Here is a 21315-nt window from a genome sequence, read left to right as displayed (position 1 = left end):
GTTCGGCTTAGGCTGACGCCGGGTCCACCGGTCCGTCCCCGTTTCCGGTCGAAAGGTTCGTCGTGGCAGTAGTGAACGCGCCCGTCCCTGGTGCCGCCCGGTTTCCCCGGCGGATCGCCGTGCTGGGGGTGGTGGCCGCCGGCGCCGGGCTGGTGCTGGTCGAGCGGCTGTACCGGCAGTTCGAAGTACAGCTAGCCGGAGTGATACTCAGGGTGATCACCTCATCGGGTGTTTATGTAGCGGGCAGCCGGGAGTCGGTCTACTTCGGGTTATCCAGCGCTACTCCATTCGGGTTGAGAATGACGCCGGAATGTTCCTCGGCATTCCTCCTGCTACCCCTGCTGCTCGTCACCGCGGTGATGCTCCACTTCCGCCCGGGAAATGCGAAAAGGCTATTCTTTTCGCTGGGCGTATCCGCGGTGGCGGTGGTTCTGGTGAATCAGCTGCGCATTCTCACCATCGTCGGGCTGGTCCACGCGTTCGGCCCGGACGAGGGCTACTACTGGGGCCACACCCTGCTCGGTTCGATGGTCAGCGTGTTCGGCGGCGCGGTGTCGCTGGTGCTGTTCGTCTGGCTCGCCACCCGGCGGAGCAAGGCCGAGAAGAGCGCCGCCGCGTGAGCGGCGACGGGCTGAAGGTCCTGCTCTCGATCACCCAGGCGTTCGCGCTGACCATGAGCGTCGCGTTCATCGTGTACGTCGTGGTGATCGTGGTCCCGTACCTGCGCCGCAAGCCCGCGCCGGTGGGCGATCCGGACGAGTTCGAATGGCACTTCTTCGTGCCCTGCCGCGACGAGCAGGCGGTGATCCGCGACACCGTGCGCTACCTGCGCGCCACCTTCCGCCGGGCGCACGTCTGGGTCGTCGACGACGATTCCGAGGACCGCACCGCCCGCGTCGTGCGCGCGCTCTGGCGGCGCAACGGCGGCTACGACCGGAACCTCCACCTGGTCGAGCGCACCCGGCCGGAGGCCCGCACGGGCAAGGGCGACGCGCTGAACGCCGCGTACCAGGCCCTCGACGAGTGGCTGGACCCCGCGAAACCGCGGGAGGACGTGGTGGTCGTGGTGGTGGACGCCGACGGGCGGCCGGCCGCGAACTGCCTGGAGGTCTGCGCCGCCGGCCACCTGTTCGGCGACGAGAAGATCGGCGCCGTGCAGCTCGACGTGCGGATGAGCAACGCCCGCACCCGCCCGCCCGGGCGCACCTGGGCCGCCCGCGCGTTCGGGCTGAAGCTGGCGCAGTTGCAGGACCTGGAGTTCCGCACGGCGATCGCGGCGATCCAGACCTCCCGCGGCTTCACCGGCACCATCTCGATGGGCGGCAACGGCCAGTTCACCCGCCTGTCCGCGCTCGACTCCATCGCGGGCGGCGAAGCCCGGCCGTGGCGCGGATCGCTGCTGGAGGACTTCGAACTCGGCGTGCACCTGCTCACCGCGGGCTGGCGCACCGGCTTCACCCCGGATTCCCATGTCGCGCAGGAGGGTCTGTACAGCCTGCGGCGGTTCCTGGTGCAGCGCACGCGCTGGGGCCAGGGCACCATGCAGTGCTCCCGCTACCTGCGCCGGATCTGGGACTCGCCCCACGTGTCCACCCTGGGCGCCGCGGAGATGATGTACTACCTGGCGCAGCCGTGGATGCAGCTGCTCGGCTCCCTGCTCTACCCGGTGCCGTTCATCCTGCTGCTGATCGGCACGGCCGGCGATCCGGGCCAGGTCTGGTCCTGGTTCAGCGGCGGGGCCTGGATCCTGTTCGCCATCTACGGTTCGTTCGGCCTGCTGCCGTTCGTCGTCTGGGGCCCGATCTACCAGCTCAAGTGCTTGCGCAGCAAGAACATCCTCCGTGGGCTCGGTCTGGGCCTGCTGTACGCGGCCTACATCTACACCTTCTACATCACGTCCTGGCGCGCGCTCCTGCGCCTGGTCCGCGGTCGCAACGGCTGGGCCAAGACCCGCCGCAACACCGAGGCGACCGCGGGCGTGCAGGTCGCGCTGGACTCGTGAGCGGGCGCGTCAGTAGGCCGGCCGCAGCACCACGTCGTCGAGGTCGACGTACTCGATGCGGTGGCCGAACTGGATCTCGACGTACTTCGTCCGGCCCCGCACCACCACGTGCTCGGCCGGGTCGAACGTGGTGGCCGAGAAGTACTCGGAGCACACCACGGCGCCGGCGGAGTACCTCTGGCCCGCCGCCAGCGTGTACGGCATCGGCGCGAGCGCCTGCACCGGCACGTTCGCCGGGTAGGCCGAGGCCTCCGGGAACGCGCGGCCGTAGACCGGGATCGTGGCGCGGCCGGGTTTCGGCGTGGCCACCAGCCCCACGGCGGGCACGGCGGTGCGGGCGCCGGGGGCGTTGCGGAACCAGCCCTTCTGGCCGAGGTACCAGATCGCCGTCCAGTCGCCCTGAACCCCGGCCACGGCGTACCTCTGCCCGGTCGCCACCCGGCTCCCGATGTCGGCGACGTCCATGGTGGACGGACGGCCGTCCGGGTGCAGCCCGGGGTCGGTGAGCAGCGAAGCGGTGTCGCTCGGGGCCGTGCGCAGCACCACGGCCTCGGAGCCGCGGGGGGCGCACGGCGTGCCCGAGCCGAGCTGGTCGCAACCGGTGAAGGCCGGCCGGTTCGCCGCGAACGACGGGTCGATGGTGACCAGCGCCGAGTTCGGCCGTCCGAGGCCCATCAGCGGCGCGCCGAGCAGGTCGAAGTAGTGCGACCAGTCCCAGTAGGGACCCGGGTCCCAGTGCATGCCGGGGATGGTGGCCGGCGTGGTGCCGGGGACGTTGTCGTGGCCGATGATGTGCGCGCGGTCGAGCGGGATGTCGTAGCGCTTCGCGAGGTAGCCGACGAGCTTCGCCGAAGCGCGGTACATGGCTTCGGTGTACCAGGTGCCCTTCACCGCGAAGCCCTCGTGCTCGATGCCGATCGACTTCGAGTTGATGTACCAGTTGCCCGCGTGCCAGCCGACGTCCTTCGTCGGCACGTGCTGGGCGATCAGCCCGTCGGCGGAGCGCACGGTGTAGTGCCAGCCGAGGTAGCTCGGGTCCTGCACCAGCTTCAGCGCGTCGGCCCAGTAGCCCTCGGTGTCGTGGATGACGATGTAGTCGATCTTCTGGCTCTGCGGCCGGTTCGCCAGGTCGTGGTTGCCGTAGTCACCGCCCGGCAGCTCCTGGTACGGCGCGGGCACCGATTCGCAGGCGACGCCCCTCGGGCACTCCGTCGCGGCGGGCGCGTCGGCTCGCAGCCCGAGCCGGTTCGCCTGCGTCCGGTCCGGCGCGAGTCCGGGCGTCGCCGCGAGGGTCAGCTGCTGGCCGTCGTCGGTGGTGCGGTTCACGCCGGTGCCGATGGTGTCGAAGACCTCGTCGGCGAACGTCCGGGCGGCCTCGACGTCGTCGGACCCGCTGTAGCGCGCAACGGCGCCGTACCAGTCCTTCGGGTCCTGGCTGTGGACGCCGAGCCGGCGCTGGTAGTCCGCGAGCAGCGCGGCGCCGCCACGGATGTTCTGCTTCGGGTCGGTGCGCAGGGTGGCGGCGTCGGTGCGCAGGAGCGAGGCCGCGGTGTCGGCGGTCTGAAGCGTCGGCGGCGGCGCGGCCGGCCCGCTCGCCTTCGGCCGCAGCGCCGGGCGGGCGGTGTCCCCGCGCGGATCCTCGGCCCCCTGGTCGAACTCGGTGCCGGCCCCGCCCGCCGACCGCAGATCGGTCAGGTGCATCGGCCCGTACCCGGCGGAGGTGCTGGGCGTGCCCGCGTTGTAGTCCCACCGCGACTCCAGGTACGACACGCCGAGCAGCACGTCGAGCGGCACGCCGAACTCGCCCGCGGCGGCCGCGAAGTCCCGTTGCCGCTGCCGGCCGGGCGGTTGAGCCACTGCCGGCGCCGCGAACAGCCCGGCGCCGAGCGAAACCACGGTGGCCGCCACGGCCAGCCGGCGGGGAAGGGGAGCGAACGACATGGTGTGACCCCCGAGGGTGAGTGCGGTCCGGTCAAGACTTAACCAGAACCGGGGCTGGTGGGTAAGTGCTGGTCCGGGTGGTTCCGCCACGGCTCGCGGCCGGTTTCCCCCGGGGGTGATCCACTGGCCGCCGACGGCCGCGCGCGAGGCCGGGCATACTGGCTCCACGGGCGTCCGCGCCGGCCTGAACCGACCCTCCTTGCGAAGCTGGCACTCCCATGGCTAGAGTGCTAATCGCACGGCCCGAACACGCCCGGCACCCGCGACGGCGGGGGTGGTAGGAGCCGTAAGTCATCCTGCCGACGCTTTCGACGACCGTGGAGGTCAACCCGGTGAGCGTGAACATCAAGCCGCTCGAGGACAAGATCGTTGTCCAGACGAGTGAGGCCGAGGAGACGACCGCTTCCGGCCTCGTCATCCCCGACACCGCCAAGGAGAAGCCCCAGGAGGGCAAGGTTCTGGCCGTTGGCCCGGGCCGGATCGACGACAAGGGCAACCGCGTGCCGCTCGACGTGGCCGTGGGCGACGTCGTGATCTACTCCAAGTACGGCGGTACCGAGGTCAAGTACAACGGTGAGGACTACCTGATCCTCTCCGCCCGCGACGTGCTGGCCGTCATCAACTGACGTCCCACTCGCAGCGCAATGACGCCCCGGGCCCCGCACAAGCCGGGGTACGGGGCGTTGTTGTGTCCCAAGCCACCTGAAAGGTAAGCGGAAAACGCTATGCCCAAGCAGATCAGTTTCGACGAGGACGCTCGTCGCGCGCTGGAGCGCGGGGTGAACAAGCTCGCCGACGCGGTCAAGGTCACCCTCGGCCCGCGCGGTCGCCACGTCGTCCTGGACAAGAAGTTCGGCGGACCGACCATCACCCTCGACGGCGTGACCGTCGCCCGTGAGATCGAGCTCGACGACCCGTTCGAGAACCTCGGCGCCCAGCTGGCCAAGAACGTGGCCACCAAGACCAACGACGTCGCCGGCGACGGCACCACCACCGCCACGGTGCTGGCCCAGTCGCTGGTCCGCGTGGGCCTGCGCAACGTGGCCGCCGGCGCCAACCCGACCGCGGTCGGCCGCGGCATCGAGAAGGCGGCCGACAAGGTCGTCGAGATCCTCAAGGCCAAGGCCACCCCGGTCAAGGGCCGCGAGAACATCGCCCAGGTCGGCACCGTGACCTCCCGCGACGCCGCGATCGGCCAGCTGCTCGGCGAGGCCGTCGAGCGCGTGGGCGAGGACGGCGTCATCACCATCGAGGAGTCGTCGACCCTGGCGACCGAGCTGGTGGTCACCGAGGGCGTGCAGTTCGACAAGGGTTTCCTGTCGGCGCACTTCGCCACCAACCCCGAGGACCAGAAGGCCGTCCTCGAGGACGCCTACATCCTGCTGAGCCGCGAGAAGATCTCGTCGCTGGCGGACCTGCTCCCGGTGCTGGAGAAGGTCGTCGAGGCGAAGAAGCCGCTGCTGATCATCGCCGAGGACGTCGACGGCGAGGCGCTGTCCACCCTCGTGGTGAACTCGCTGCGCAAGACGATCACCGCCGTCGCGGTCAAGGCGCCGTTCTTCGGCGACCGCCGCAAGGCGTTCCTGGACGACCTCGCCGTCGTCACCGGTGGTGAGGTCGTCTCGGCCGAGATCGGCAGCAAGCTGTCCGAGACCGACCTCGGCTCGCTGGGCCGTGCCCGCCGGATCGTCGTCAGCAAGGACGACACCACGATCGTCGACGGCGGCGGCACCAAGGACGCGCTGTCCGCCCGCACCGCGCAGATCCGCAAGGAGATCGAGACCACCGACTCCGACTGGGACCGCGAGAAGCTGCAGGAGCGGCTCGCGAAGCTCGGCGGCGGCGTGGCCGTGATCAAGGTCGGCGCGGCCACCGAGACCGAGCTCAACGAGCGCAAGCACCGCATCGAGGACGCCGTCGCGTCCACGAAGGCAGCCGTCGAGGAGGGCATCCTCCCCGGTGGCGGCTCGGCGCTGGTGCACGCGGTCAAGGAGCTCACCGGGCTCGAGTCGGACCTTTCCGGCGACGAGGCCACCGGCGTGCGCATCGTGCGCGACGCGCTGACCGCCCCGCTGTTCTGGATCGCGACGAACGCCGGCCACGAAGGCGCCGTCATCGTGAACAAGGTCAAGGAGCAGTCCTGGGGCCAGGGCTTCAACGCCGCCACCGGCGAGCTCACCGACCTGATCGCGGCCGGCATCGTCGACCCGGTCAAGGTGACCCGCTCCGCGGTCGCGAACGCGGCGTCCATCGCCCGCCTCGTGCTCACCACGGAGAGCGCCGTCGTCGAGAAGCCGGCCGAGGAAGAGGGCGAAACGGGCCACGGCCACTCGCACTAGTCACTTCGGTCGCACCGCACCGGGAATCGGGGCGGCACTCCTTCGGGGGTGCCGCCCCGTTCTCGTGCGACCGGGTGCTGCGATCGGGTCGAGGGGACGGGAAAGGGGCGGCGCCCGAGGTGGACGCCGCCCCTTTTCGTGCTCGGGGGATGAGGCTCAGCCGTTGGACAGGCTCAGCCGTTGGACAGACTCAGTGCTCGCTTGTCCTGCTTGATCAGGTTCTCCCGCTCCGATTCCGACAGCCCGCCCCAGATCCCGTAGGGCTCGTGCACGGCCAGGGCGTGCCGCCGGCACATCTCCAGAACCGGACAGGCCAGGCAGACCGCCTTGGCCCTGGCCTCGCGCCGTGCCCTCGCCGGCCCCCGTTCGCCGTCCGGGTGAAAGAAGGACGCGCTGTCCATCCCCCGGCACGACCCCTCCAGCTGCCAGTCCCACATGTCCGCATTGGGGCCGGGGAGCCTGCGCGTGTCCGCCATCCTGACCGCCTCCGTCATCCGGTCGATGCCATTAGCTGCTCTGCTGTGGTGCCGATACTCCATTCGGTGCAACGGCGGTAACGTTAGAAGCGCGCCAATAGTTGTTCAAGGGATCCGGGCCGATTCAGCCGTTAGGCATCCCCCGTACGTGTGAGCAGGGCTTTTGGCTCCGGTTGCCGGGACCGGCCCCGGCCTGGATATTGGGCCGGTGGGATCCGGGTCGAGCGAAGGAGAACCCACCCTGCCGGTGGCCTCGGTCGCTCGCCGGCTCGGGGTCGCCCCGTCCACCCTTCGTACTTGGGACCGCCGCTACGGATTGGGCCCCAGCCGGCACACCGACGGCCGTCACCGCCGGTACGGCAGCTCCGACATCGGACGTCTGGAACTCATGCAGCGAGCGTTGCTCCGCGGCGCGTCGACGGCGGAGGCCGCGCGCTTCGCCCTGGAGCACATGCCACGAGCCCAGGCCGACGACCTGGACCCGGCCGAGACTGACACCGAGACCGAGGCGGGTCCGGATCGGCCCGGCCCCGACCACGCGGACCGGTCCGGCGGCGACGCGTCCCGCTACCTGCCGCCGACCTCCGAGGACACCTCCCACGACCGCGAGGTGCCGTCCCGGCTGGCTCGCAGGCTGAGCACGGCCGCGCTGGCCATGGACGTCGGCGCCGTCCAGCGCATGCTCGCCGACGCCATCGGCGAACTGGGCGTGCTCGCCGCCTGGTCCGGCGTGATCGACCCGGTGCTGACGGCACTGGGCGCGCGCTGGCGCGGTGTCAGCGCGGGGGCGGAGGTCGAGTACCTGCTGGCCGAGTGCGTACACGCGTCGCTCGTCCGCGCGACCCCGGTGCTGGAGCACCCGCGCAACCTCCGGCCCGTGCTGCTGAGCTGCGTGCCGGAGGAGCGGGACAGCAACCCGGCGTACGCGCTGGCGGCGGCGCTGGCGGGCCGCCGGATCGGCACGCAGTTGTTCGGCGCACCACTGCCGGCGGAGGTCTTGACGGTGGCCGTCCGGCGCAGCGCGCCCGCCGCCGTGGTGCTCTGGGCCCACCGCCGGACGGTGGCGGACCCCCGCCTGTTCACCCGGGTCTCCCGAGGCCGCCACCGCAGCCGCCTGTTCGCCTGCGGCCCCGGCTGGGACCCGGCAACGCTGCCGGACCGGGTCGAACTCCTGCCGGACCTCCCGGCCGCCGCCGACCGGGTGGAGCACGTGCTGGTGGGAACGCCGGACTAGACCGGACGGCCGGGCCGGACGGGACGCTCTGGTGGCCGCGTCGGCTCGGCTGCTTGGCCGTGGCCGTGATCGGCGCAAAGGATTTTGTCGGTGGGGCGCGCTAGAAAGTACGGGTGGAGGAACACACCCTGCGCGCGCTGGCCTTCGGCGCCCACCCGCCGCCGCCCTCGCCGATCACGGCGCCGCCCTCGGCCGCGCCGTGGAACCGGCTGCTGGCCGCGATCGTGCTGGGCGCCCAGGGCCGTTACGCCGCGGCCGCCACGGCCCTGGCGGACCTCCGCCGGAGCCGTGACCCGCTGCTGGCCTCCCTGGCCGCGACCACGCTGGCCTCCCACCGCCGCCAGCTCGGCGGCCACACCGCGGCCCGAACCCTGGACGGCGAGGCCCTGGCGCTCGTACTGGGCACCGCGACCCCGCCCTCGGCCCGCCCCCGACTGGGCGGCCCGTCCGTGAGTGGGGCCGCCCCTGAGGGCTCGGAACCGGCCTCCGACCCGCAAGGCGACCGCTACGCCGATCCCACCGCCCGCGGCCGCCATCTCGCCCCGAGCCTCCCGAGCGGCGTTCCCGCCGATCCCGCCTCCGTCGCCAGCCCGGAACTCAGCCAAGATTTCCAGCCCGGCCAACCCCATGACCCCACCCGCGTCGGCCCCACCCACCTCAATCCCACCGCCGCCCCTGCCGCCGCTCTCACCCCCACCGCCCCCGCCACCTCCACCCCCGCCGTCGCTGCTGCTGACCCCACCGGCCCCATCCCCGCCGCCGCTCCCCATCCCGATCCCGACGATTCCGCCAGCGATCCCGCTCCTGCCGACTCCACCCCCGCCACCGGCCCTACCTCGGCCAACCCCATCTCCACCGGCTCCATTGCGGCCGACCCCACCCGCGTCGATCCCGCTGCCGCCGATCCCGCTCTCGTCAACGCCACCCGCGCCGACCCCACTTCCGGCAACCCCATCCGTTGCCGCCCCGCCGACTCCACCCCCGTCAACGCCACCCGCGCCGACCCCGCCGCCCCCTCGGCCGCCGATCCCGACGGCCTCGACTACCCCGGGGCCCGGGCCGATGCGCTGCTCGGCCTGGCGGCCGACAACCTCGCCCTGGGCCGGATCGCGGCGGCGCGGCGGCTGGCGGCCCGGGCGGTGGCCGAGGACGGGCGGTGGCGGGCGGCGGTGCGGGCCGGCTGGGTCGGGGCCGAGATCGAGCTGGCGGCCGGGCGGCCCGCCGAGGCCGTCGCCCCGGCGCGGCGGGCGGCGGAAATCGCACGGGAACGGGGAGCGCGGCGGCACGGGGTGAAATCGGACATCGTGCTCGGGGTCGCGCTGTCGGCGGCCGGTGACGCCGAGGGCCGGGCCGCCGGGCTCACCCTGGTCGAAAGCGCATTGAAGGAAGCCGAAAAATGCGAACTCTTTTCGCTTATTTGGGTTGCCACGCGCGTTGCCGCTGATCTCGGGGCCCGACACGCCGAGGAGTATCGATTCAGAAGCCGCGAAGTGTTGCACGCAGTGTTACGACGCGTCGATCCTTGCGTGATGCGTACCGCACAGGATTCGCCGTGGGTTCCCACCGGGTCCGGTTGAGCCTCCCGGAGTGGGCGTTCCGGCATCCGGGCTAAGAAACTTCAAAAAAAGCCACCGGATCGTGTCAAGGTTCGGGCTAAAGCGTCCGATAGGGGAAGTGGAATGTCACCCGGCTGCAGGAAGGAAACCCCGTGACGACGGTCTTGATCTGCGACGACCGACGCAGTGTCCGCGAAGGGCTCACCCGCGTGATGTCCGCGGTCCCAGGGGTCAGTCGCATCGACTGCGTAGCGCACGGTGACGAGCTGCTGGCCCGGTACACCCGTCAGCCGGTCGACGTCGTGCTGGTCGGGACGCAGCGCGCGGTCCCGACGGGCGTCGAAGCCACGCGAAGGCTCGTCTCCGCGAACCCCCAGGCGAACGTCATCGTTTTCGGTGCCCCGGACGACGCGGGCAGCATCGCCGCGGCGATCGCCGGCGGAGCCCGCGGGTACCTGCGCTGGGACGCCTCGCGGCCCGAACTGGTCGCCGCACTGGCCCACACCCTCGCCAGCACCTCGGTGCCGGCCCCGCGCCAGCCCTCGGACCCCGGCGTGCAGCTCACCGAGCGCGAGCTGCAGGTGCTGCGCGGCATGAGCCAGGGCAAGAGCAACGGCCAGATCGGCCGTGAGCTCTACCTGTCCGAGGACACGGTGAAGACCCACGCGCGGCGGCTGTTCCGCAAGCTCGGGGTCCGCGACCGGGCCCAGGCGGTGGCCCACGGCTTCCGCCGCGGTCTCGTCTCCTGAGGCTTCCCGCCTCCTGAGGTCTCCGGCCGGCGGAAGCTCACGAGCCTCGGCCGGCTCCCGGGGCAAACGCTCTCCAGCGGTGTCGCGGTCGGCCGCACGGTGACGACGGGCCAGGGTTCGCGCCCTGGCCCGTACCTGTGTGTTCCCGGTCACGGGTGAAGCCGTCGCCCCCACCGCCCGGGCCGGTCGCCGCCCCGCTCGGGCCGTTCGCGCACCGCATTGGCCAGCCGTTCGGCCGGAATCGGCGAGAGTGGGCAAGCACCGGACAAGTGCCTGTAAAACCCGGGTTTTCCCGGTCGCGGCGAACCCGGCGCGCCGGGGACCACCTCTGGCGGTTGTCCGGGGGGTCGCCGACGGTACGGTAACTGTCATCGGCGGTCGGACAGGATGACCACGCGCCGGATTCTATGCACGCCTACACGTAACACTGGGACTGTTGTCTGCGATGGCCAATGTGGGGGATGGACTGGATGAGCCAGTCGCCGCTGCTGTTGAGGGTGACCCTCAAGCGGTCGAGCGGTTGCTGGCGGCCATCCGTCCTCTCGTAGTGCGGTACTGCCGTGCTCGGGTTGGCAGGCAGGAGCGGTCCTTCGCTTCTGCCGACGATGTTGCGCAGGAGGTGTGTCTCGCGGTGCTCACGGCCTTGCCTTCGTACCGCGACCAGGGGCGCCCCTTCCTCGCGTTCGTCTACGGCATCGCCCAGCACAAGGTGGCCGACGCGCACCGCGCGGCGGCTCGCAACCGGGCTGAGCCCGTCGCCGAAGTCCCCGACGAGGTCGAGGGCGGGGTCGGACCCGAGCAGCGCGCGCTGCAGGGTGAGCTGAACGAGCGGATGTCGCAGTTGTTGCAGGTACTGCCGGACAAGCAACGGGAGATCGTCGTGTTGCGGGTCGTGGTGGGGCTTTCGGCGGAGGAGACCGCGGAGGCCGTCGGCTCGACACCGGGCGCGGTCCGCGTCGCCCAGCACCGAGCCCTGGCCCGCCTGCGCAAGGTGCTCGCCGCCGAGGAGGTGATCTGAGTGACCGATCGTGAGGACGACCGTGACCTGTCGCCATCCGCGTGGCCGAGCGGCATGACGGCGTTCGACGCCGAAGCCGACGGTGACCTGTCGGCCATCCAGGCCGACGACGCGCTGCTGGACGCGCTCGGGGGCACGGACCCGGCCATCGCCGACGGCCTCGGCGACCAGGAGCTCAACGCCCTGCTGCTGGCCTGGCGGCGCGACATCGACAGCGAGCCGCTGTCCGAGCTGGTCGACGTCGGCACCGCGGTCACCACCGTCCGCACGGCGTCGCTGGCGCAACGGCACTCCCAGCGCGGGCACCGCCGCCGGTTCTTCGTGCCGGTCGCGGCCGCGTGCGCCGCCGCCGCGATCGCCTTCACCGGCACCGGTCTGGCCGCGCGTGACGCGCAGCCGGGCGACACGCTCTGGGGTCTGACGAAGGTCCTCTACGCCGACCGTGCCCACTCGGTCGAAGCCGCCGCCGCGGTGAAGCTCGACCTGGAGCGGGCCAACCTCGCGCTGGCCGACAACCGCCTCTCCGACGCCCGCAAGGCGCTCGACGACGCGCAGGCCGCGCTCAGCCAGGTCACCGACGACGACAACCGCAACGAGCTGCTGGCCCAGCACCGCCAGCTCGCCGCGCAGCTCGACGACCCGGCGGCGCCCAACCCGGGCGGCAACCCGGTGAACCCGACGGCCAAGCCGCCGGCGAACAACCCCGCCACCACCGGATCGCCGCAGGTCACCGGTCAGCCCACCTCGCTGCCCGGTACGGGCGGCAGCGCCAGCCCGCTGCCGCCGGTCACCAGTGTCGAGCAGCCGCCGCCGAGCACGGGCGACACGACCACGACCCCGCCCACCACGCCGACCGGCGTCACCGGCAGCAACCCGGGCTCGGGCGGCAACAGCGGCAGCCCGCGCAACGACACCAGCGGCGAGGCGCAGAGCGACGGGGCTTCGCAGACCCCGTAGGCCCCGAAGCCCCCAGTAGACCCGTTTCGATTGAGCAGGGCCCCAGCGGACCGCGTCCGCCGGGGCCCTGCTTTCGTCGGTGACAACGCCGGAAAAATCCGGTGTCCGGACACAAGAACGGCCTCGGTGAGCAAAGTCACCGAGGCCGTGGATCAAGCTCCAGCCGGTTCAGTAGGCGCTTTCGTTGGCCGTGACCCCGTCCGCGAAGCCGCGGCAGTAGTCCCAGCTCACGTAGTCGCCGGGGTTGGGGTCGAAGGCCGGCTCGTGCGGGCGCATGCGCCCGTCGGCCAGCAACTGCTCGAGGCTGGCCCGCAGCAGGTGCCAGTCGTGGTAGTGGGGCTCGTCGCATTCGCCGCAGTCCACGACGATGCCGCGCACGCCCCGCGGCTCCAGGAGGGCCTGGTAGACGGCGAGATCGGAGAGGTCGGCCAACAGCTCGGTGCGTTCGTCCGCGCTGATCGGCTCGTCCAGGTGGTCTTCGGGGTCGAGGAAGGCCCGGGCCGGATCGTCCGGATCATCCGCGAACGGGTCTGGGGGCAACACGTCGTGCGGCACGGCCTGCACGGTACCTGCTCACGCGGTGGGCGTCCCCACCCGCCCAGGTCGGGGGTCCGGCCCGGATATCATGAGGGGAAGGCCCAGCCCCGTAGGTCGCCAGCCCCCGCGACTCCGCACACCCCTGCCAGGAAGGCCCTTCGCCCGCTATGACCAGCGAAAGCATCACCGCCCCCGTGCCGAGCAAGTTCGCGATGCTCGGCCTGACCTTCGACGACGTGCTGCTGCTGCCGGCCGAATCCGACGTGGTGCCCAGCGGGGTCGACACCAGCACCCGGCTCACCCGCAACATCACGCTGAACATCCCGCTGGTCTCCGCCGCGATGGACACCGTGACCGAGGGCCGGATGGCGATCGCGATGGCGCGCCAGGGCGGGATCGGCGTGCTCCAGCGCAACCTGCCGATCGAGGAGCAGGCCGCGGCCGTCGAGGTCGTGAAGCGCTCGGAAGCCGGCATGGTCACCGACCCGGTCACCTGCTCGCCGGACGACACGCTGGCCGAGGTCGACGCCCTGTGCGCCCGGTTCCGCATCTCCGGCGTGCCGGTCACCGACGCCGCCGGCTCGCTGGTGGGCATCATCACCAACCGCGACATGCGGTTCGAGGTGGACTTCACCCGCCTGGTCAGCGAGGTGATGACCAAGGCCCCGCTGGTCACCGCGCAGGTCGGGGTCACCGCGGAGGCGGCGCTGGGCCTGCTGCGCCGGCACAAGATCGAGAAGCTGCCGATCGTCGACGGGGCGGGCAAGCTCCGCGGGCTGATCACGGTCAAGGACTTCGTCAAGACCGAGCAGTACCCGAACGCCACCAAGGACACCGACGGGCGGCTGATCGTCGGCGCCGCGGTCGGCGTCGGACCGGACGGGCACAAGCGCGCGATGACGCTGGCCGAGGCCGGGGTCGACGTGCTCATGGTGGACACCGCCCACGGCCACTCCCGCGCCGTGGTGGAGGCCGTGCGGCTGCTGAAGAAGGAGCTGGGCGACACCGTCGACATCGTCGGCGGCAACGTGGCCACCCGCGCGGGCGCGCAGGCGCTGGTGGACGCGGGGGTGGACGGGGTCAAGGTCGGCGTCGGCCCGGGCTCGATCTGCACCACGCGGATCGTCGCGGGGGTCGGCGTACCGCAGATCTCCGCGATCTACGAGGCCGACCAGGCCTGCCGCCCGGCCGGGGTCCCGGTGATCGGCGACGGCGGCATCCAGTACTCGGGCGACATCGCCAAGGCCATCGCCTCCGGCGCCTCCACCGTGATGCTGGGCAGCTTGCTGGCCGGCACCGCCGAATCGCCCGGCGACCTGATCCTGATCAACGGCAAGCAGTTCAAGGTCTACCGGGGCATGGGCTCGCTGGGCGCCATGCAGTCGCGCGGCCAGGCGAAGTCGTACTCGAAGGACCGCTACGCGCAGGACGACGTGCTCAACGAGGACAAGCTGGTCCCCGAAGGCATCGAAGGCCGCATCCCGTTCCGCGGTCCGCTGTCGAACGTCGTGCACCAGCTCGTGGGCGGCCTGCGGGCCGGCATGGGCTACGCGGGCGCCGGGACCATCGCGCAGATGCAGGAGGCGCAGCTGGTCCGGATCACCGCGGCCGGGCTCAAGGAGAGCCACCCGCACGACATCACGATGACCGTCGAGGCGCCGAACTACACCACGCGCTGAGCCGGGCCCGTGGGTGCCCGCGCCGCCGCGGTCACCCACGGGCACCCCGTGCGCAGGTCACCCACGCGGACTAGCGACAATGGACCCCGTTGTCGTCGGTGCGGAGAAGGGACTTCACGTGCGGGATCTGGTCGAGATCGGTATGGGTCGCACCGCGCGGCGGGCGTATGACCTCGATGACGTGGAGATCGTCCCCTCGCGGCGGACCCGGTCCTCCTCGGTGGTGTCCACGGCCTGGCAGATCGACGCCTACCGGTTCGACCTGCCGCTGGTCACGCACCCGACCGACGCCATCGTGTCGCCGGGCACGGCCGTGGCGATCGGCGAGCTGGGCGGGCTGGGCGTGCTGAACGCCGAAGGACTCTGGGCCCGGCACGGAAACGTCGAGGACGCCATCTTCCGCCTGGTCCGCGCGGCCGAGGACGGCGAGGACCCGACGGCCGTCGTCCGTGAGCTGCAGGACCTGCACTCGGCGCCGATCCGGATCGACCTGCTCAGTGAGGCGATCAAGACCGTCCGCGAGTCGGGGGTGACGGTGGCCGCGCGGGTCAGCCCGCAGCACGCCGCCGAGCTGACCCCCGACCTGCTCGCCGCCGGGGTCGAGATCCTGCTGGTGCAGGGCACGATCATCTCCGCCGAGCACGTGGAGCGCGAGGCCGAGCCGCTGAACCTCAAGGACTTCATCGGGCGGCTGGACGTGCCCGTGATCGCCGGCGGGGTGAGCGACTACCGCACGGCCATGCACCTGATGCGCACCGGCGCGGCCGGCGTGATCGTCGGCCACGGCTACACCCCGGGGGTCACCAGCACCGACCGGGTGCTGGGCATCGGCGTCCCGATGGCCACCGCGGTGGTCGACGCGGCTGCGGCCCGCCGCGACTACCTGGACGAGACCGGCGGCCGCTACGTCCACGTGCTGGCCGACGGCGGCATGACCACCTCGGGCGACATCGCGAAGGCCATCGCCTGCGGCGCGGACGCGGTGATGCTCGGCGCCCCGCTCGCCACCGCCAGCGACGCCCCGGGCCAGGGCCTGTACTGGACGGCCGCCGCGGCCCACCCGTCGCTCCCGCGCTCCCGCGTGGTCGCCGGACCGGACTCGGACTACGCGGTCGACCTCAAGACCCTGCTGTTCGGCCCGTCTTCCGACGCCGAGGGCGTGGTCAACCTGTTCGGCGCCCTGCGCCGCGCGATGGCGAAGGCCGGGTACTCGGATCTGAAGGAGTTCCAGCGGGTCGGGCTGACCGTGCGCCACTGAGCCGGTCGGTGGGGGTTTCCGGCGGAGCTGACCAGGAGGAACGCCCACAGAAGTAACCGGCGAGTAACTTACCCCTGGTCAGAACGACATCCCGGGGTTACCCTCGAACCTGTGACTGCCAGTAACACCACCACAGGGACAGGCAGCCCCGACTACGACGTCGTGGTCGTGGGCTCGGGTTTCGGCGGCAGCGTCGCGGCGCTGCGGCTGACCGAGAAGGGCTACCGCGTCGCGGTGGTCGAGGCCGGGCGGCGGTTCGCGGACGACGAGTTCGCCAAGACCTCCTGGGACCTCAAGCGCTACCTCTGGGCGCCCGCGCTGGGCTGTTACGGCATCCAGCGGGTGCACATGCTCTCCGACGTGATGGTGCTGGCCGGGGCGGGCGTCGGTGGCGGTTCGCTGGTCTACGCCAACACGCTCTACCGCCCGCTCAAGCCGTTCTACGCCGATCGGCAGTGGGCGCACATCACCGACTGGGAGTCGGAGCTGGCGCCGCACTACGACCAGGCCGGCCGGATGCTCGGGGTGGTCACCAACCCGAGCACCACGCCGTCCGACGTGGTGATGCGCGAGGTCGCGGAGGACCTGGGCGTGGGCGACTCGTTCCACCCGACGCCGGTGGGCGTGTACTTCGGCCGGCCCGGTGAGCGCGCGAAGGACCCGTTCTTCGGCGGCGTCGGGCCCGATCGCGTGGGCTGCACCGAATGCGGCTCCTGCATGACCGGCTGCCGGGTCGGGGCGAAGAACACGCTGGTCAAGAACTACCTGTACCTCGCGGAGCAGGACGGCGCGAAGGTCATCCCGCTGACCACGGTCAGCTCGGTCCGCCCGGCCGGTGACGGCTACCGGGTCACGCTGCAGAAGACCGGGACCCGCTCGAAGCGCTTCCGCACCACGGTGACGGCCGGTCAGGTGGTGTTCGCGGCGGGCACCTGGGGCACGCAGAACCTGTTGCACCGCATGAAGGACACCGGCACCCTGCCGAAGCTCTCCCGCCGGCTCGGGGAGCTGACGCGCACGAACTCCGAGGCCATCATCGGCGCCGGGCGCACCAAGGTCGACGAGGACCGGAACTTCAGCCGCGGGGTCGCCATCACCTCGTCCATCCACCCGGACGAGAACACCCACATCGAGCCCGTGCGGTACGGCCGGGGCAGCAACGCGATGAGCCTGCTGCAGACCATCTCCACCGACGGCTCCTCGCCGGTGCCGCGCTGGCGCCAGGCCCTCACCTTCGTCGCCAAGCACCCGCTGCAGTCGGCCCAGCTGCTCAACGGCTACCGCTGGAGCGAGCGGACGGTGATCCTGCTGGTGATGCAGAGCCTGGACAACTCCATCACCACCTACACCAAGCGCGGGCTGTTCGGGCGGCGCAAGTACGCGTCGAAGCAGGGCCACGGCGAGCCGAACCCGAGCTTCATCCCGGCCGGGCACGAGGCGAACGAGCGCACGGCCGAGCGCATCGGCGGCCTCGCGGGCGGCACCTGGGGCGAGATCTTCGACATCCCGCTCACCGCCCACTTCATCGGCGGCGTGCCGATCGGCGACAGCGCCGAGGCCGGCGTGATCGACCCGTACCACCGCGTCTTCGGCTACCCGGGTCTGTCCGTTGTGGACGGATCGGCGATCACCGCGAACCTGGGGGTGAACCCGTCGCTGACCATCGCGGCGCAGGCCGAGCGGGCGTTCTCCCTCTGGCCCAACAAGGGTGAGGCGGACCCGCGCCCGGCGCAGGGCACGCGGTACGCGCGGCTGGATCCGGTGGCCCCGAAGAACCCGGCCGTTCCGACCGACGCCCCTGCCGCGCTGCGCCGATAGGCCCTACGATCACCGGGTGAACGCGACCGCGGTGGTGGCCCGGATCCGGGACCTGCAGGGTGAGTGGAAGCTGGTCACCAGCGCGCTGGACGAGCCGATGCTGCGCGCGCCGAGCACGTTGCCCGGCTGGTCGCGCGCTCATCTGCTGACGCACCTGGCCCGCAACGCCGACGCCGTCATCAACCTGCTGACCTGGGCCGAAAGCGGCGTCGAGCACCCGATGTACGGTCCGGGCCCGGCTCGTGACGACGACATCGAGGCCGGCTCGCTCCGCAGCGCCGAAGCGATCCATGCCGACGTCGTCTCTTCGGGCGAGCGGCTGGTGGACTTCGCGTCCACGCTGCCCGAGCGCACCTGGACGGCCCCGGTCCGGGCCCGTCTCGGCCAGCCGATCACCGGCGCGGACGCGCTGACGCTGCGCCTGGCCGAGCTCACCATCCACCTGGTCGACCTGGACCGTGGCCACGACTTCGCCCGGGCCACGGCGCTGCTGGGCCCCTACCTCGGCGACGTCGTGGAAAACATGATCGGCATGTACCCCGGTGCGCTCCCGTCCTGCCGCCTGTCCACCACCGACGGCACCCACACCTGGACCCTGGGCGACGGCTCGGGCGGCTCGGGCGGCACGGTCACCGGCCGCCCGGGCGACCTGCTGGCCTGGGTCTCGGGCCGAGCCGACGGATCGGCCCTGGGCGGGTCGGTGCCGGAGCTCGGATCGCTGGTCTGAGCGGCGGGTCCGTGGCCGATCCGCCGCGGCCGAACCGCCCGCGGCGGACCAACGAGCGCAACCATCGGCCCCCGCGTAGCGTCTCTACACCATGAGCGCAGTCGGGAGAAGGACGTTCCTGCGGGCCGCCGGGTTGACCGCGGTCGGTGCGGTGGCCGCGGCCTGTTCGCCGGGCAGCGGCGGCAAACCCGCCGCCTCGACCAGCAGCGCGGTCCCGTCCGCGCCGCCCTCGACCAGCGCCAAGCCCTCCGGTCCGCCGGACTGGAACGCGTTGCGGGGCAAGCTCAGCGGTGACCTGCTGCTCTCCGGCGACGCCAAGTTCGCCGCCGCCCGGCACGGGTACAACCCGCTGTTCGACGACCGGACCCCGGCCGCCGTCGCGAAGATCGGTAAGGCCCAGGACGTGCAGGCCTGTCTCGAAGCCGCGGCGGGGCGGCTGCCGATCGCCGCGCGCAGCGGTGGGCACAGCTACGCCGGCTACTCCTGTCCGGACGGTGGCCTGGTCCTCGACGTCGGCGCGCTGTCGCAAGTGGACGTCCAAGGTGAACAGGTCACGATCGGCGCGGGCGCCCGGCTCAGCGACGTCTACGCCGCGCTCGGTAAGGCCGGCCGGTGCCTGCCCGCGGGGTCCTGCCCGACCGTCGGCATCGCCGGGCTCGCCCTCGGCGGCGGCATCGGCGTGCTGGCCCGCAAGTACGGCCTGACCTGCGACCACCTCGTCTCCGCGCAGGTGGTGACCGCCGACGGCAAGCTCCGCACGGCCGACGCGAACACCGAGCCCGACCTGTTCTGGGCGCTGCGCGGCGGCGGGGGCGGCAACTTCGGCGTGGTCACCTCGTTCACCTTCAGCACCGCGCCGGCGCCGGAGCTCACCGTCTTCTCGCTGCGCTTCCCGGGCGGCGCGGCGGCCGACACCCTGGACGCCTGGCAGCGCTGGCTGCCGGCCATGCCGCCCGAGCTGTGGTCGAACCTCGTCGTTTCGGGGGGTTCGCCGGTGCCGTGCCGGATCGGCGGCGCGTTCGTCGGCAGCTCGTCGGCGCTGGCCGGGCTGCTGGACAAGCTGGAGGCCAAGCCGTCGAGCCGCACGGTGAAGACCCTCGGCTACTCCGCCGCGATGGACTACTTCTCCGGCAGCTCCAGCCGCCAGTCGTTCGTCGGTTCTTCGCGGATCATCACCGACCCGGTGGCGGGCGCCAAGGTGAGCGAGCTCGCTTCCGGCCAGAAGGGCATGGACCTGCTGATCGACGGGCTCGGCGGCACCGTCTCGAACCTCGCGCCGACGGACACCGCGTTCTGGCACCGCAAGGCGCTGGGCAGCATCCAGGTGTACGCCCCGGCCACGGCCGCGAACCGCTCGTCGGTGGCCAAGTCGGTGTCCACCGTGGTGGCCGGACTGGCCGCCGCGGGCGCGGGCGGCGGATACGTCAACTACATCGACGCGGACCTGCCGGACTGGAAGACCGCGTACTACGGCGACAACGCCACCCGGCTCGACCAGGTCGCCAAGACCTACGACCCGGACGGCGTGTTCAAGTTCGCCCAGTCCGCCTAGCGGTGGGGCCCGGGGGACCGCACGCCTAGAGCTCGATCCCGGTGAAGACCGTCACCCGCTCCTCGGTGAGGTCGTTCATCGCCGAAAGCACGCCCTCACGGCCGGCGCCGGAACCCTTCACCCCGCCGTAGGGCATCTGGTCGGCCCGGTAGGAGGGCACGTCGCCGATGATCACGCCGCCCACCTCCAGCTCGGCCGAGGCGTGGAAGGCGAGCTGGACGTCGCTGGTGAACACCCCGGCCTGCAACCCGTAGGCCGAGGCGTTGACCGCGGCGAAGGCCTCGTCCACACCGTCCACAACCGACACGGCGAGGACCGGCCCGAAGATCTCCTCGGCCCAGGCCCTGGTCTCCGGCGGGACGTCGGTGAGCAGGGTCGGGGCCACCGTCGCGCCGTCCCGGGTGCCGCCGGTGAGCACCTTCGCGCCCGCGGCCACCGCCTCCTGCACCCAGGCGACGATCCGCTCGGCGGCGGCCTCGTCGACCACCGGGCCGACGTCGGTGTTGCGGTCGTAGGGGTCCCCGGTCTGCTGCGCCTCGACCGCCTCCACCAGCGCGGGAACGAACTCCTCGGCGATCGCGGCGTCCACGATCACCCGCTGCACCGCGATGCACGACTGGCCGGCCTGGTAGTTGCCGAAGGTGGCGATGCGGTGCGCGGCGCCCTCGGGGTCCGGCCAGTCGCGCAGCACCACGGCCGCGGCGTTGCCGCCCAGCTCCAGCACCACGTGCTTGCGCGGGGCGGCGTCCGCGATCGACCAGCCGACCGGACCGGAGCCGGTGAACGACACCACGGGCAGCCGCGGATCGGCGACCAGCGCCCGGGTCTGCTCGTTGCCCAGCGGCAGCACGGAGAACGCGCCTTCGGGCAGTTCGGTCTCACCCAGGAGCTCGCCGAGGACCAGCGCGGACAGCGGGGTGCGCGGCGCGGGCTTGACGATGATCGGCGCGCCGATCGCCAGGGCCGGCGCCACCTTGTGCGCCACCAGGTTCAGCGGGAAGTTGAACGGCGCGATGCCCAGCACCGGCCCCCGCGGAACGCGCCGGGTGAGCGCCAGGCGGGCGTCGCCGGCCGGGTCGCGGTCGAGCCGCTGGACGTCACCGGTGAAGCGCCGGGCCTCCTCGGCGGCGATGCGGAACACCGAAACCGCGCGGCTGACCTCGGCCTCGGCCCACTTCAGCGGCTTGCCGTTCTCCGCGGTGATGATCTCGGCGAGCTCCTCGGCGCGCGCCCGCAGCCCGTGGGAGACGTGCTCCAGCGCTTGGGCCCGGACGTGCGCGGGGGTGCGGCGGAACTCCTTCGCCACCCCGGCCGCCGCGGCCACGGCCCGTTCCACCTGCTCCGGGCCGGGCACGGCGACGGTGGCGACCTCGCTGCCGTCGTACGGGTGGTGCACCGTCAGCGTGGCGACGCCCGGCTCAGGCCGCCCGGCGATCCACGACGGACGGGGTTCCGGGGTGATCATGTCCATG

General features: G+C 72.0%; 18 protein-coding genes. 14 read left to right on the top strand and 4 right to left on the bottom strand.

Features of this window, described 5'->3' with window-relative positions; translation table 11 throughout:
- Positions 1 to 71: 71 nt before the first annotated feature.
- Together xrtP and NYF13_RS01870 are read left to right on the top strand one after the other, a co-directional pair.
- Entirely contained in the window at positions 72 to 620 is a 549-nt protein-coding gene (gene xrtP / locus NYF13_RS01875) for an exosortase P (RefSeq protein ID WP_396287213.1), read from the top strand.
- A gap of 53 nt (positions 621 to 673) precedes the next feature.
- Positions 674 to 2002 (top strand): glycosyltransferase, encoded by a 1329-nt coding sequence (locus tag NYF13_RS01870; RefSeq protein ID WP_315657149.1) that lies wholly within the window; start codon positions 674 to 676, stop codon positions 2000 to 2002.
- A gap of 9 nt (positions 2003 to 2011) precedes the next feature.
- Here NYF13_RS01870 and NYF13_RS01865 read toward each other — a convergent pair whose 3' ends face one another.
- A complete protein-coding gene (locus NYF13_RS01865) occupies positions 2012 to 3943 on the bottom strand; it encodes a peptidoglycan recognition family protein (RefSeq protein ID WP_315653739.1) in 1932 nt (643 codons plus the stop codon).
- Between the two features lie 332 nt (positions 3944 to 4275).
- Between NYF13_RS01865 and groES the strand changes: the two genes are divergently transcribed.
- Together groES and groL are read left to right on the top strand one after the other, a co-directional pair.
- The gene (gene groES / locus NYF13_RS01860; protein ID WP_009072407.1) at positions 4276 to 4569 is read left to right on the top strand and encodes a co-chaperone GroES; all 294 of its coding nucleotides are present in this window, start codon (positions 4276 to 4278) and stop codon (positions 4567 to 4569) included.
- Between the two features lie 99 nt (positions 4570 to 4668).
- Entirely contained in the window at positions 4669 to 6282 is a 1614-nt protein-coding gene (gene groL / locus NYF13_RS01855) for a chaperonin GroEL (RefSeq protein ID WP_315653738.1), read from the top strand.
- Positions 6283 to 6455: 173 nt separating this feature from the next.
- On the opposite strand, the gene NYF13_RS01850 is transcribed toward groL, so the two are convergent.
- Complete coding sequence (locus NYF13_RS01850) at positions 6456 to 6776, bottom strand: WhiB family transcriptional regulator (RefSeq protein WP_315653737.1); 321 nt, start codon at positions 6774 to 6776, stop codon at positions 6456 to 6458.
- A 229-nt stretch (positions 6777 to 7005) separates the two neighbouring features.
- Between NYF13_RS01850 and NYF13_RS01845 the strand changes: the two genes are divergently transcribed.
- The 5 genes from NYF13_RS01845 to NYF13_RS01820 all read left to right on the top strand — a co-directional run bounded on the left by NYF13_RS01845 (position 7006) and on the right by NYF13_RS01820 (position 12272).
- Positions 7006 to 7992, top strand: a complete 987-nt coding sequence (locus tag NYF13_RS01845) for a MerR family transcriptional regulator (RefSeq protein WP_315653736.1) — start codon at positions 7006 to 7008, stop codon at positions 7990 to 7992.
- A gap of 113 nt (positions 7993 to 8105) precedes the next feature.
- The gene (locus NYF13_RS36650) at positions 8106 to 9569 is read left to right on the top strand and encodes a hypothetical protein (RefSeq protein ID WP_396286369.1); all 1464 of its coding nucleotides are present in this window, start codon (positions 8106 to 8108) and stop codon (positions 9567 to 9569) included.
- A 131-nt stretch (positions 9570 to 9700) separates the two neighbouring features.
- Positions 9701 to 10297 carry a response regulator transcription factor gene (locus NYF13_RS01830; protein WP_020662719.1) on the top strand — a complete coding sequence of 199 codons (597 nt, stop codon included), beginning with the start codon at positions 9701 to 9703 and terminating at the stop codon, positions 10295 to 10297.
- A 445-nt stretch (positions 10298 to 10742) separates the two neighbouring features.
- Positions 10743 to 11315 (top strand): sigma-70 family RNA polymerase sigma factor, encoded by a 573-nt coding sequence (locus tag NYF13_RS01825; RefSeq protein ID WP_091623879.1) that lies wholly within the window; start codon positions 10743 to 10745, stop codon positions 11313 to 11315.
- A complete protein-coding gene (locus tag NYF13_RS01820) occupies positions 11316 to 12272 on the top strand; it encodes an anti-sigma-D factor RsdA (RefSeq protein WP_396286367.1) in 957 nt (318 codons plus the stop codon). It begins immediately after the preceding gene.
- A 168-nt stretch (positions 12273 to 12440) separates the two neighbouring features.
- On the opposite strand, the gene NYF13_RS01815 is transcribed toward NYF13_RS01820, so the two are convergent.
- Positions 12441 to 12836 (bottom strand): DUF5319 domain-containing protein, encoded by a 396-nt coding sequence (locus tag NYF13_RS01815; protein ID WP_315653735.1) that lies wholly within the window; start codon positions 12834 to 12836, stop codon positions 12441 to 12443.
- 140 nt (positions 12837 to 12976) lie between these two features.
- Here NYF13_RS01815 and guaB point away from each other — a divergent pair, with 140 nt between their 5' ends.
- The 5 genes from guaB to NYF13_RS01790 all read left to right on the top strand — a co-directional run bounded on the left by guaB (position 12977) and on the right by NYF13_RS01790 (position 19843).
- Positions 12977 to 14488 (top strand): IMP dehydrogenase, encoded by a 1512-nt coding sequence (gene guaB, locus NYF13_RS01810; protein WP_315653734.1) that lies wholly within the window; start codon positions 12977 to 12979, stop codon positions 14486 to 14488.
- Between the two features lie 118 nt (positions 14489 to 14606).
- Positions 14607 to 15746 (top strand): GuaB3 family IMP dehydrogenase-related protein, encoded by a 1140-nt coding sequence (locus tag NYF13_RS01805; RefSeq protein WP_315657145.1) that lies wholly within the window; start codon positions 14607 to 14609, stop codon positions 15744 to 15746.
- Between the two features lie 111 nt (positions 15747 to 15857).
- Positions 15858 to 17564 carry a GMC family oxidoreductase gene (locus NYF13_RS01800; protein WP_315653733.1) on the top strand — a complete coding sequence of 569 codons (1707 nt, stop codon included), beginning with the start codon at positions 15858 to 15860 and terminating at the stop codon, positions 17562 to 17564.
- A gap of 16 nt (positions 17565 to 17580) precedes the next feature.
- Positions 17581 to 18291 carry a maleylpyruvate isomerase family mycothiol-dependent enzyme gene (locus NYF13_RS01795; RefSeq protein ID WP_315653732.1) on the top strand — a complete coding sequence of 237 codons (711 nt, stop codon included), beginning with the start codon at positions 17581 to 17583 and terminating at the stop codon, positions 18289 to 18291.
- A 91-nt stretch (positions 18292 to 18382) separates the two neighbouring features.
- Positions 18383 to 19843 (top strand): FAD-binding protein, encoded by a 1461-nt coding sequence (locus tag NYF13_RS01790; protein WP_315653731.1) that lies wholly within the window; start codon positions 18383 to 18385, stop codon positions 19841 to 19843.
- Between the two features lie 25 nt (positions 19844 to 19868).
- On the opposite strand, the gene NYF13_RS01785 is transcribed toward NYF13_RS01790, so the two are convergent.
- Positions 19869 to 21314, bottom strand: coding sequence for an aldehyde dehydrogenase family protein (locus NYF13_RS01785; RefSeq protein WP_315653730.1), 1446 nt, complete (start codon positions 21312 to 21314; stop codon positions 19869 to 19871).
- Position 21315 lies beyond the last annotated feature (1 nt).

Source organism: Amycolatopsis sp. PS_44_ISF1 (genome assembly GCF_032335455.1).
Lineage (GTDB): Bacteria > Actinomycetota > Actinomycetes > Mycobacteriales > Pseudonocardiaceae > Amycolatopsis.
This window is presented reverse-complemented; position numbering and strand designations above follow the sequence as displayed.

Excerpts from the sequence above, each read along its gene's own strand:
- NYF13_RS01870 (WP_315657149.1), top strand. The coding sequence starts at position 674 with ATGAGCGTCGCGTTCATCGTGTACGTCGTGGTGATCGTGGTCCCGTAC.
- NYF13_RS01865 (WP_315653739.1), bottom strand. The coding sequence starts at position 3,943 with ATGTCGTTCGCTCCCCTTCCCCGCCGGCTGGCCGTGGCGGCCACCGTG.
- groL (WP_315653738.1), top strand. The coding sequence starts at position 4,669 with ATGCCCAAGCAGATCAGTTTCGACGAGGACGCTCGTCGCGCGCTGGAG.
- NYF13_RS01850 (WP_315653737.1), bottom strand. The coding sequence starts at position 6,776 with ATGACGGAGGCGGTCAGGATGGCGGACACGCGCAGGCTCCCCGGCCCC.
- NYF13_RS01825 (WP_091623879.1), top strand. The coding sequence starts at position 10,743 with ATGGCCAATGTGGGGGATGGACTGGATGAGCCAGTCGCCGCTGCTGTT.
- guaB (WP_315653734.1), top strand. The coding sequence starts at position 12,977 with ATGACCAGCGAAAGCATCACCGCCCCCGTGCCGAGCAAGTTCGCGATG.
- NYF13_RS01790 (WP_315653731.1), top strand. The coding sequence starts at position 18,383 with ATGAGCGCAGTCGGGAGAAGGACGTTCCTGCGGGCCGCCGGGTTGACC.
- NYF13_RS01785 (WP_315653730.1), bottom strand. The coding sequence starts at position 21,314 with ATGGACATGATCACCCCGGAACCCCGTCCGTCGTGGATCGCCGGGCGG.